The sequence below is a fragment of the Bacillus sp. ISL-57 genome (assembly GCF_018613135.1).
Classification (GTDB): Bacteria; Bacillota; Bacilli; order Bacillales; family DSM-1321; genus Peribacillus; species Peribacillus frigoritolerans.
Genome location: NZ_JAGGQV010000002.1, coordinates 132,430 through 144,734 on the forward strand (window position 1 = coordinate 132,430; position 12,305 = coordinate 144,734).

Annotated in this window: 12 protein-coding genes; all 12 read right to left on the reverse strand. The window is 41.9% G+C overall.

Translation table 11 applies throughout. From position 1 onward, the window contains the following. Positions 1-26 precede the first annotated feature (26 nt). Positions 27-629 (reverse strand): dipicolinate synthase subunit B, encoded by a 603-nt coding sequence (locus J7I90_RS03845; RefSeq protein WP_034313581.1) that lies wholly within the window; start codon positions 627-629, stop codon positions 27-29. Then, on the reverse strand, positions 626-1,528 hold the full coding sequence (gene dpaA, locus J7I90_RS03850) for a dipicolinic acid synthetase subunit A (RefSeq protein ID WP_214768494.1): 903 nt from the start codon (positions 1,526-1,528) through the stop codon (positions 626-628). The genes J7I90_RS03845 and dpaA overlap by 4 nt, the downstream gene beginning before the upstream one ends. 228 nt (positions 1,529-1,756) lie before the next feature. Further along, positions 1,757-2,026 carry a YlmC/YmxH family sporulation protein gene (locus J7I90_RS03855; protein WP_214768495.1) on the reverse strand — a complete coding sequence of 90 codons (270 nt, stop codon included), beginning with the start codon at positions 2,024-2,026 and terminating at the stop codon, positions 1,757-1,759. A 157-nt stretch (positions 2,027-2,183) separates the two neighbouring features. Next, positions 2,184-3,410, reverse strand: a complete 1,227-nt coding sequence (locus tag J7I90_RS03860; RefSeq protein WP_214768496.1) for a M16 family metallopeptidase — start codon at positions 3,408-3,410, stop codon at positions 2,184-2,186. 46 nt (positions 3,411-3,456) lie between these two features. After that, entirely contained in the window at positions 3,457-4,416 is a 960-nt protein-coding gene (locus J7I90_RS03865) for a polysaccharide deacetylase family protein (RefSeq protein WP_214768497.1), read from the reverse strand. 157 nt (positions 4,417-4,573) lie between these two features. Beyond that, positions 4,574-6,691: a polyribonucleotide nucleotidyltransferase gene (gene pnp / locus J7I90_RS03870; protein ID WP_034313594.1), complete on the reverse strand. Its 2,118-nt coding sequence runs from the start codon at positions 6,689-6,691 to the stop codon at positions 4,574-4,576. A gap of 319 nt (positions 6,692-7,010) precedes the next feature. Further along, complete coding sequence (gene rpsO, locus J7I90_RS03875; RefSeq protein ID WP_034313598.1) at positions 7,011-7,280, reverse strand: 30S ribosomal protein S15; 270 nt, start codon at positions 7,278-7,280, stop codon at positions 7,011-7,013. A 135-nt stretch (positions 7,281-7,415) separates the two neighbouring features. Further along, a complete protein-coding gene (ribF, locus tag J7I90_RS03880; RefSeq protein WP_214768498.1) occupies positions 7,416-8,366 on the reverse strand; it encodes a bifunctional riboflavin kinase/FAD synthetase in 951 nt (316 codons plus the stop codon). Positions 8,367-8,399: 33 nt separating this feature from the next. Beyond that, positions 8,400-9,320 carry a tRNA pseudouridine(55) synthase TruB gene (gene truB / locus J7I90_RS03885; protein ID WP_214768499.1) on the reverse strand — a complete coding sequence of 307 codons (921 nt, stop codon included), beginning with the start codon at positions 9,318-9,320 and terminating at the stop codon, positions 8,400-8,402. A 152-nt stretch (positions 9,321-9,472) separates the two neighbouring features. After that, positions 9,473-9,841 (reverse strand): 30S ribosome-binding factor RbfA, encoded by a 369-nt coding sequence (gene rbfA / locus J7I90_RS03890; RefSeq protein WP_034313607.1) that lies wholly within the window; start codon positions 9,839-9,841, stop codon positions 9,473-9,475. A 17-nt stretch (positions 9,842-9,858) separates the two neighbouring features. Beyond that, positions 9,859-10,140: a DUF503 domain-containing protein gene (locus tag J7I90_RS03895; RefSeq protein WP_034313609.1), complete on the reverse strand. Its 282-nt coding sequence runs from the start codon at positions 10,138-10,140 to the stop codon at positions 9,859-9,861. Continuing rightward, the gene (infB, locus tag J7I90_RS03900) at positions 10,137-12,290 is read right to left on the reverse strand and encodes a translation initiation factor IF-2 (protein ID WP_053534384.1); all 2,154 of its coding nucleotides are present in this window, start codon (positions 12,288-12,290) and stop codon (positions 10,137-10,139) included. The genes J7I90_RS03895 and infB overlap by 4 nt, the downstream gene beginning before the upstream one ends. Positions 12,291-12,305: the final 15 nt, after the last annotated feature.

The following is a 12,305-nucleotide window of genomic DNA, read 5'->3' on the forward strand; positions in this document are numbered from 1 at the left end:
AAGCTAGATCCGTGGCAAAAACTTGTTCAGGCTAAATCATCCTTGAACCTTTCGACGATGACAGGTTGAATCTGTTCCCTCTCCAGTGCCGATATGATCGTATCCCTTATCATGCTCATCCTTGCAACCATGGAACTTGGTTTGCCTGTGGGATTATCCTGGCCATATGGAACAAAATAAATATCTTTTGCTGCCATCAGCCTCATTAGATTGACACCATTTAACCCAAGTGCATCATTTGTTGATATCGCGACCACGACTGGACGGTGATTCCTCATCGTCGCTTTTGCAGCCATAAGTACAGGCGAATCGGTAAGGGCATTTGCCATTTTACTCATTGAGTTACCCGTTAAAGGAGCGATCACCATACAATCGAGTGGCAATTTAGGTCCTAAAGGCTCCGCTTTGACGATTGTATCAACGACGTGATTCCCCGTCAATTTTTCTATTCTTTCGACCCAGTCTTCGCCCTTTCCAAAACGGGTTTCCGTGTTTTGAACAGTCGATGTTACGATTGGGATGACTTCCGCCCCTTCATTTACAAGTTTTTCTATTTCCGGAAACACTTCATCATATGTGCAATGTGATCCTGTTAATCCGAAACCAATCCGTTTACCTTTGAGACTCATATCATTTTCCCCTTCCTTTTCAAGAACTCGCCTTGAATCAATAGTCCCAGTGCATTCGCTAATATCTGACCAGCTGTTTTCGGGGCAACTATCCCCGGTAGGCTCGGTGCCAACAGCGCCTTAATTCCCCTTTTTTCAGCGTAACGAAAATCCGTCCCCCCCGGTTTTGAAGCAAGGTCGATGATTAATGTATGAACGGGCATATTAGCGATGACATTTGCGGTAATTATAGGAAAAGGGATCGTATTGATGCATATATCAACATTTTTCATTTCTGCAGCAAGATCATTTAAATGAAAAGGGGCTAATGCCATTTCACTGATCCTCGCTATATCTTCGCTTTTTCTTGCCCCCACCTTTACTTTTGCTCCAAGTGCCTGGAATGACCGGGCTACACTCATACCGACCCTTCCCAGTCCCAGAACGGCTACATTCGATCCATGAATAGTAAAATCCGTATGTTGAATGGCCATCATGATCGCACCCTCAACAGTGGGAATCGAATTATAAATAGCGACATCATCACGTTCGAACAATAGAACAAGTTTGCGATCCACCTTCTTGAATATCTCATCGAGGTAATCGTTACTGATTCCTGCATAAAAAGTGCAATGTTCCGGGGTATTTTTTATCATTTCTTCAGTCAAAACAACCTCTTCACTGGAAAAGATCGTTTCTACTTTCCCATCTGAATCCGTACCCCGGACAGGTAAAATAACTGAATCTAATTCCTTGAAGTTTATATCTTCCATTTTTTCCTTAACCGCTCCGGTAAAAGCATGGTCAAGCTGTTCAAAACCTACCAATAATAACTTTGCATCAAGCTCCGTCAGTTTACGGACAACTTCAAGCTGACGCGCATCTCCACCAATTACAGCGATTTGCATGCCTGTAAGCATTAAAACCGTCACCTTCTTTATTTAAAAGATCCTAAACATTCCTTGCCTCGTGATACAATTCCTTCAGGAAGCAATTCGGTTTTTGCTACATTCTCTAGTTACCCTGCCATCTTATGTTTTCACTTAAAAAACGGTGATAAGAAAAGAAAAAACGCCATAGCTATTGCCAGCTAAGGCGTTTTCGAAAGTGTATTTCGAGAAGTTCCAAGGAGTATGAAGCGAGCGTCATTATCCGTCCATATGCTCTCCTTCTTTAAGCGAGAGTCCTTCCTGAAAATCAATGATGACCATATCCGCACCGATTTTTTTTATATGTTCCCATGGCACTCTTATTTCACTGCCATTCCTTAAAAGGCCGAACCATTTGACAGATGGAATGATCAACGAGGTAATTTGTCCAGTTTCATCTATTTCCAAATCCGTCTGACCAAGGATTCCTAATCTTTCCGCCCTATTCACATCGACTATTTCCTTACCGCTCAGTTCGCTCAACCTCAATTTTGGTTCCCCCTTTTTCGTCTTCTATTCAATCTATATCCGAAAAAGGTAAACTTAGAAGGCATTTAACCAAATATTGTCCATAATACTGGACCCTCCCGCATTCAAAGAAAAAAAGCCTGACCTCCCATTAATGAAGGTTCAGACTTGTTCGTTATTATTTGTCCCAATTTTCCAGCGGGCTCACTAATGACAAGGAATGTTCCGTAAAGATCTGATTTGCCAATTCATTGACGGTATCCTCAGTCACTTCGTCAATCTTGATGATGATATCATCAAGGGAACGGTGCTCACCCAACATAAGCTCATTTTTTCCGTTCCGGCTCATGCGGCTATTCGTGCTTTCAAGGCTGAGCATCAAGCTGCCTTTTAGTTGTTCTTTACTATTTCGTAATTCCTTTTCCGTAATGCCATCCCTTTTTAAAGTATCCAGTGTTTCCTGAATGGTTTCATACAGGCTGTCAAGCTGATTTGTGCCTGTCCCCCCATATACTGTCACCATACCGCTATCTTGATAACTGGAGTGATAAGAGTAAACGGAATAGGCAAGGCCGCGTTGCTCCCTGACGTCCTGGAATAGACGGCTGCTCATGCTTCCCCCAAGGATATTATTCAAGGTAATCAGGCTGTATGTTTTATCGTTGCCTATTTCCAATCCGTTGTAACCAAGGCATAAGTGGGCTTGTTCCGTATCTTTTTTACGGGTGATCCTATTTTCGTGGAAGGAAGGTTTGACCAATTCAAGACGGTCTTCCCCTCCTTGATACGAGCCAAAGTAGCTTTCGACTTCCTTGATCAATTTTTCATCCACATTCCCAGCAATGGACACGACTACCTTATCGGGTGTATACATGTCATGGACGTATTTTTTTAATGTATCACTATTGAAAGTGTCAAGCGTATTTTCCGTCCCTAGAATTGGATAACCAAGGGGGTGATTTTCATATACCGCCTTGCTTAAGAGGTCATGGACAATGTCATCTGGTGTGTCTTCGTACATTTTGATTTCTTCATAGACGACATTTTTTTCTTTTTTCAATTCTTCCCCATCAAATGTAGAATTGAAGAACATATCAGCCAGGATTTCAAGCGCATAGCTTGCATGGTTATCCATTACTTTAGCATAATAGCATGTATATTCTTTTGATGTGAATGCATTCACCTGTCCACCGATACTATCGAACGATTCGGCAATTTCGCGCGCATTTCTCTTAGTTGTCCCTTTAAAGAACATATGCTCCAGAAAATGTGAAACCCCATTCAATTCTGGCGTTTCATTTCTTGAACCTGTTTTTATCCATACTCCAATTGCTGCTGAACGTACAGTTGGAATATTTTCCAATACAATTCTAACTCCATTTTGACACGTGTATTTCTTAATCAACTAACATTCCTCCCAATCATTCTATGCTGCTATCGTTACCAATACATTATGGATTCAATCGCTCTTCATCTACTGCTTCCGAAACGGTAACGATATCTAAATCTTTCTTTTTTATTTCAATTATTAACGTTTCCAATGATTTTGCAGTAGATTCAGTTGGATGCATCAATATAAATGCTCCAGGGTGTACCTTAGAAAGCACTCTTTGTTGAAGGACTTCAGGGCTTGGCTTTTGCCAGTCGATCGTATCCACACTCCACATGGCGGTCTCCATACCGAAAGAGTCCGCGATTTTCACCGTTTCATCCCGGTAGCTTCCACTTGGTGGTGCGAACCATTTCATTTTCAAACCTGTCACAGCTTCAATGACTTCATTCGTTTTTCGAATTTCCTCACGTGTAGCTTGTGCGGATATGTTTTTCATATCTGGATGTGAATAAGAATGATTTCCAATTTCGTGCCCGCCACCCTTAATCATCTTGGCCAATTCGGGATTTTTCTTGGTCCAATTACCTTCAAGGAAAAATGTGGCCTTGACATTATTCTTTTTTAACACGGCCAACATATCTTGTAAGTATTCATTCCCCCAGGCCACATTGATTAAAAATGATACCACTGGCTTTTCGGGATGGGCCCGGTAAATGGGAGCAGGATCCAGATCCTCCATATGTATCTTTGCAGGGATCTGCTGAAATACCAGCTTATTCTTATCGAACACGCCCTCCTTCTTCATGGCTTTATAAGAATCATCAATATTTACCTTCAGGCCATTATATGCAGGAACGGTTTTCCAAACAGAATCTATTCGTGCATCCTGTGGTGCAATCTCATATTTTTTTGTTGATTCTTTTATTTGTAAAAGTAGCTCGTCTTCTTGCTTCATTGAAGCAACTGAATCATCGGTTAATTGGGTCAAATAAATTTGTGTATATGGATTTTGCACTAATAACCATGATATACCTGCAATGGCACTTATCGCAACTATCTGCTTCCATTTATTATTCATTTTTTACGCCCCCTTCATACCAAAATGTATGAAGAAAACGGACAAGGTAGAACATGACATCCTTTTAACGCCATTCGCCCGATGGATATTCCAATACCTTAAAACAAAAAAAGCATGCAGATTCACAAGGAATCGCATGCCGGATTTCTATTTTCAATTACGATTGAGAAGGGTTGGCTGCCTCTTTTTGCTCTTTCAAGACTGCTTTACGGGAAAGGTTAACCCTTCCTTGCTTATCGATCTCAGTGACTTTGACCAATAATTCATCGCCAAGTGAAACGACATCTTCCACTTTTCCGACTCTTTCTTCAGCCAGTTCAGAAATATGTACCAAACCGTCTTTACCATTGAAGATTTCAACGAAGGCACCGAACTTTTCGATACGTTTAACTTTACCTAAGTATAGCTCGCCCACTACGACTTCACGTACGATATCTTCAATGATTTTCTTCGCTTTTTGAATCATTGGTTCATCAGTAGAAGATATGAATACCGTTCCATCTTGTTCGATGTCGATTTTCACGCCAGTTTCTTCAATGATTTTGTTGATATGTTTACCGCTCGGTCCAATGACATCTCGGATCTTATCCGGATTTATGGACATTGTAACGATTTTTGGAGCATATTTGGATAACTGCTCACGCGGTTGATTGATGGTTGACATCATGGATTCCAAAATGTGCATCCGGCCATGTTTGGCTTGAAGTAAAGCTTCTTCAAGAATCTCTCTTGAAAGTCCTTCAATCTTAATATCCATTTGTAGGGCAGTAACACCTTTTGAAGTCCCTGCAACTTTAAAGTCCATGTCTCCCAGATGATCTTCCATACCTTGGATATCCGTTAAGATTGTATAGTGCTCACCTGATTTGACTAGGCCCATGGCAATACCGGCAACTGGAGCTTTCAATGGAACCCCGGCATCCATCATTGCCAAAGTGCTTGCACAGATACTTGCTTGTGATGTTGAACCGTTCGATTCAAGGACCTCAGAAACAAGCCTGATTGTATATGGGAAGTCTTTATCGTTTGGAATGACGGGCTCCAACGCTCTTTCACCAAGTGCACCATGACCGATTTCACGGCGCCCTGCCCCACGGATAGGACCGGTTTCACCTACACTGAAATGCGGGAAATTATAGTGATGCATAAAACGTTTTGACTCTTCGGTCCCGAGTCCGTCCAGAATCTGCACATCACCAAGTGCACCTAATGTACAGATGGATAGCGCCTGGGTTTGTCCGCGTGTGAACAATCCGGAACCGTGTGTACGGGGCAGAATCGTTACTTCAGATGATAATGGTCTGATTTCATCAGGATTACGGCCATCCGGACGCACTTTTTCTTCCGTGATCAAACGGCGGACTTCGGATTTAACCAATTTATTAAGGATTTCTTTGATTTGCTTTAATTTTTCTTCATCAGTTTCTTCTTCATAATGAACCAACACACGATCTTTTACTGCTTTGATCGCGTCTTCACGAGCATGTTTTTCCTGAACTTGTACAGCTTTGTTCAAGTCTGCTTCACATAGGCCTTTCACTTCTGCTTCCAGTTCCGCATCCACTTGGTATAAAGTGACCTGCATTTTTTCCTTGCCGATTTCAGCAACGATTTTCTCTTGGAATGCAATGATCTTCTTGATTTCATCATGTCCGAACATGATTGCTTCAAGCATCGTTTCCTCTGGTACTTCATTCGCTCCGGCTTCAACCATGTTGATGGCATCTTTAGTGCCGGCAACCGTCAGATTGATGTCACTTTTAGCTAGTTGGTCAACAGTAGGGTTAATAATGAATTCATTATTGATTCTCCCCACTACAACTCCAGCAATCGGACCTTCGAACGGAATATCGGAAACTGAAAGTGCAAGGGAAGAACCTAGCATGGCTGCCATTTCCGTAGAGCAATCTTGATCGACACTCATGACCATGCTGATGATCTGAACATCGTTCCTGAAGCCATCGGCGAAAAGCGGACGGATTGGACGATCGATTAAACGGCTAGCAAGAATTGCCCTTTCACTCGGTCGTCCTTCACGTTTGATGAAGCCTCCCGGAATTTTACCGACTGCATAAAGCCTTTCTTCGTAGTTGACTGTCAAAGGGAAGAAGTCAACATTTCTAGGTTCCTTCGAAGCTGTCGCAGTACTTAATACAGCAGTTTCTCCATAACGGACTAAAACTGCCCCGTTCGCTTGTTTGGCTAATTGCCCTATCTCTACCGTTACATTACGGCCGGCCCAGTCAAATGAATACGTATGTTTTTCCTGTCCCATTTATTAAACCCCTCTCTGAATCTTCACTTAGAGGTTTAGTTTACCTAAACCTGTATTGGATTAAATCATTTATATGTGAAAGTAACTGAACTCGAGTTAAAACCAAACTATTCCTATTATGCACGAAAAAAACAAGCATTAACAGTAAAATGAATAAAAATTTCATTCATTTGATTATGTATATCCTGATCATTTATAAATGGAAAAGGACCCGGCTCCTGCCGAGTCCCAAGGACGAAGGCCCAGCCTTAAGTAGAACACGTCCAAATCATTTGATTAACATCAAAAAAGCGGGAAATTTCCCGCCTTCCTGAAAAAATTATCTACGTAGACCTAATTTGTTAATTAGTGTACGGTAACGAGTAACGTCTTTGTTACGTAGGTAAGTTAAAAGATTACGACGTTTACCTACCATTTTTAGAAGACCGCGACGTGAATGGTGGTCTTTTTTGTGTGTGCGTAAGTGATCGTTCAAGTTGTTGATTTCTTCTGTTAATACTGCGATTTGAACTTCTGGAGATCCAGTGTCAGTATCGTGAGTTCTGAATTCTGCGATAAGTTCGTTTTTGCGTACTTGTGTAATTGCCATGTTATTATTCCTCCTAAAATTCTGTAAAATCACCTATTACCGAGCCAGCGTCGGAGTCTCGACTAGCCAAGCAATGGTTATTTTCATACATACAATAGAATACATGTTTTTCATTAAAATTGCAAGTCTTGTCTTTTATGCTTCAAGCTTTGCAAAATAGGCTATTGCATTTTGCTTATCCGTTTCGATCTGAGCGACCAATGCCTCAAGTCCGGAAAATTTATGCTCACTCCGAAGTCTTGTATGCCATTCAACCGAAACCTGGTTGCCATAAATATCTCCCGAGAACTCCAAGGCATGGACCTCAACAGTGGGATATTTAGGTTTTTCTTCGTGGAACGTAGGTTTGTATCCGACATTGCAAACCCCTTTATACCAATTACCACTTATTTTGATCCTGACGGCGTACACGCCTGCTGCAGGGAAGATATAATCATCACTTACTTCAATATTAGCGGTGGGGAAACCCAACTTCCTGCCCCGCTTTTCACCGTGAACGACATGACCTTTCGTTATATAGCGTCGTCCAGCCAAATGATAAAAGTCGGAAAAGTTGCCATTACCGAGAGTTTCCCTGATTCTCGTCGAGCTAACCTTTTCATCTTCAAGTGTCTGTTTTGCAACGACTGTCTGCGAAAATCTGCCTTGTGCGTAAACAGGCAAATCTTCCATCGACCCTTGACCATAGCGACCGTATGAATAATCAAAGCCTGCAACTACATGACGGACATTCAGCCCGGCAATGTATTCGTCAACGAATCGTTCCGGCAGTACCGAAGCAAATTCCTTGCTGAAATGGACAATGAATAAATAATCGATCCCCATCGACTCTATGATATCCACCTTATCTTCAAGTGGAGTGATATATCGGATATTTTCCGTTTTCCTACCCAGTACTGCAGAAGGGTGCGGGTCAAATGTCATGACTGCTGACTTAAGATTCATTTCATCGGCTTTTTGCTTGGCGGTTTGAATGACTATTTGATGGCCTTTATGTATGCCATCAAAAAATCCAAGCGCCATTACAAGCTCGGGAAAATCATCCGTATTAAGTTGATGAGGATGCTCTATTGCGATCACTTTCACCTTTCAATCTCCTCTTTCCGGCGGTAAAACGGTCTATAATTCTTGTGCCAATACTTTTACAGGTTTAATTAATCCCTCTTTTGTCGGATGTATTTGATAAATGGCAATTGCCTTATCTGCTGGATCGACCATCACAAATGGCATTCCTTTTTCAACAACAACATCCTTTGATTGTTCCAATACCGCGCCGTTAAGTACTTTCTTTGCTACTTTATCACTAATCTGAAATTTGGGCAAATGAAATAATCCCCGCTCTAAAGGCAACAGAAATTCATCCATTTGACCATTTTCCATGAACTCTTCCACTTCAGAAAATGTGAAACAGTCCTCCTGCTTAAAACCTGCTGATTCAATACGCGTCAAGTCTGACATATGAGCAGGAAAACCCAGTTCTTCGCCCATCATGACTGCAAGTGTCCGAATATAGGTTCCTTTGCTGCAATTTACGCGAAAACGAAAAGATATGGTTTCCCCTTTAAATTCAGAACGATCATCGAGAAGGGTAATATCATAGATGGTGACCTCCCTTGTCGGCCTCTCCACCTCTATCCCTGCACGGGCATACTCATATAATTTCTTCCCGTTTACCTTTACCGCTGAAAACATCGGCGGCGTCTGTTCAATTTTTCCTGTCAATGATTCAAGCACTTCGAGAATCCGTTTACGCTGAATCACTTGATCAATCTTTTTCTCTTCGACTTTTTCGCCGCTTGCATCTTCAGTTGTCGTTGAAAAACCAAGGGTCACTTCCCCTTCATAAGCTTTACCGGCTTCTGTCAGATATTCTGCTATCTTTGTTGCCCTGCCAATACAAATAGGTAAAACCCCTGTTACATCAGGATCTAAAGTACCTGTGTGCCCAACCTTTTTTGTCTTTAAAATCTTTCTTAATTTAAAAACACAATCATGGGATGTCAATCCCTTGGGTTTCCATAATGGAAGAATACCGTTCACGCTTTCACCTCATCTTTTATAAAACACCTTAAACGATTATGACCCCCGCCCCGAAAGGTGTTTTTCCTTTTTTCATATTCGGTTTCAAAAAAAAGAGACCGACTTCAAGAAGTGCAAAGCACTTATTGAGTCGGCCTCCTTTTACTGCTTGCTTATTCCTCGTCTTTTTCAGCCGGTTTATCCTCTGAATTGATTTGGGAAATCAACGACTCGATACGATTACCATAATCGACCGATTCATCAAATTCAAAAAACAGCTCAGGGGTTTTGCGCAGGCGGATTCGCTGCCCAATTTCTGAACGCATGAATCCTTTTGCCTTAGCTAGACCTTGCAGGGTTTTCTCCCTTTGTTCCTGGTCACCCAAAACGGAAATATAAACTGTTGCCTGTTGTAAATCGCCTGTAACCGCGACATCCGTCACTGTAACAAATCCGATTCTTGGATCTTTAATTTTTCGGCCGATAATTTCACTCAGCTCTTTTTTCATTTGTTCGCCAACACGATTTGAACGAAGGCTCATAATATCACCTCGATAGCCTAAAGCCAGTCTATATCTGTTATTGTTCGCTCTAGTTCCGGAAAAGAATCTAGAAATTTAAGGGCATTTTGAAGTTCCCGTTCTGTAGCCTTCCTTGAGGATGTTACGGTTACGATTGAAATCTTTGTCCGCTGCCATAAATCCTGAAAATCGGTTTCTGCTACAGAAATATTGAACTTCTGCTTAAGCCGTGTCATGACCCGCTGAAGCACGGCCCTTTTTTCTTTTAAAGAATGGGTGTCATGGATGATGCATTCACATTGGACGGAGCCAACGATCATTTACGTTCGATCTCTTCCATTACATACGCTTCAATTACATCGCCTTCTTTAAGGTCGTTGTAATTTTTAATCGTAATACCGCACTCATAGTTCGTTGCCACTTCTTTAACATCATCTTTAAAACGTTTCAATGCATCAATTTCACCTTCGTAAATGACGACACCTTCACGAATTAAGCGAATTCCGCTATCACGTGTAATTTTTCCTTCTGTAACGTAAGAACCGGCAATCGTGCCCACCTTGGATACTTTGAAAGTCGTACGAACCTCAGCCTGACCGATAATTTTTTCTTCGAATTCAGGGTCAAGCATCCCTTTCATAGCCGACTCGATCTCTTCGATCGCTTTATAGATGATGCGGTGCAGGCGGACATCAACATTTTCTGATTCAGCTGCACGCTTCGCATTCACGTCAGGACGGACGTTAAATCCGATGACGATTGCATTTGAAGCTGTTGCAAGGATGATGTCAGACTCTGTAATGGCACCAACGCCTATGTGAATGATTTTCACTTTAGCGCCTTCCACTTCTATTTTATTCAGGGAAGCGGCTACTGCTTCAGCAGAACCTTGAACATCAGCTTTTAGAATGATGTTCAATTCTTTAATTTCCCCTTCTTTCATTTGTTCGAACAAAGTATCCAGGGTTACACGGGATTTCTCATTACGTTGTGAAGCAAGTTGTCTCTGTGCACGCACTTCCCCAACTTGACGGGCCGTTTTCTCATCTTCAAAGACGATGAAACGATCGCCAGCTTGCGGCACTTCGTTCAATCCAGTGATTTCAACCGGTGTTGAAGGACCTGCATCCTTAACACGGCGTCCAAGATCGTTAACCATCGCACGAACACGTCCGAATGTATTACCGATAACAATCGGATCCCCGATTTTCAACGTTCCGTTTTGAACAAGCAATGTGGCAACCGATCCGCGCCCTTTATCCAAACGCGCTTCGATAACCGTTCCATTTGCTTTACGAGATGGATTCGCTTTATACTCCTCCACTTCACTGACAAGAAGAATCATTTCAAGCAAGCTATCGATACCCTCACCGTTCTTAGCTGAAATTGGTACGAAAATTGTGTCTCCGCCCCATGCTTCAGAAACTAAACCATGTTCTGTCAATTCTTGCATGACACGATCCGGATTGGCAGCTTCTTTATCCATCTTATTGACAGCGACGATAATTGGTACTTCTGCCGCTTTAGCATGGTTGATCGCTTCAATCGTTTGAGGCATAACGCCATCATCCGCAGCGACGACAAGAATGGTGATATCGGTAACTTGTGCACCGCGGGCACGCATTGTTGTAAACGCAGCATGACCTGGTGTATCAAGGAATGTTATTTTCTTATCGTTAACTTTAACTTGATAAGCACCGATATGCTGAGTGATTCCGCCCGCTTCGCCTTCAGTGACTTTTGTATGGCGTATAGAATCAAGCAATGTCGTTTTACCATGGTCAACGTGCCCCATGATCGTCACGACAGCCGGACGTTCAATCAAATCTTCAGAAGCATCCTCAGTGACAAGTGATTCAAGATCTGTTAGGTCGACACGAATCTCTTCTTCGGCCACTACACCGTATTCCGCACAAATCAATTCAATTGCATCTTTATCCAAAGTTTGGTTGATTGTTGCCATAACACCAAGCATAAAGAGCTTTTTAATGATTTCAGAAGGTTCACGGTGGAGTTTTTTTCCAAGTTCCATAACCGTCAAAGACTCATAAAACGTAATCTTCTCTGGAAGTTCTCTTTCTTTACGTTTTGTAACAGGTGCCTGAGGCGCTTGTTGTCTTTGTTTATTATTTTTATTCTTGTTATTGCGACCCTTGTTGAACTGGCCGCCAGTTGGTTTTTTCGTCCCTACAGGTTTAACTGGTGGTTTCTTCTTCAGTTTTTCTTTATTGACAGTGCTCTTTTCATCCGCTTCGGCTTCGTACTTCGCAACCGTAGCGTTAGCTTTTGGCTCTTGGCTTTTATCTTCGTTTTTAGGTTTGATTGAATCGTTTAATTTATTTACAGTTGAATCGTCTAATGCTGTCATATGGTTTGTTACCTCTATATTCATTTCTTTAAGTTTATTTATTACATCCTTGCTTGAAACGTTCTTTTGTTTTGCATATTCATATACACGCAATTTTGTCATACGTTCACCCCCGTA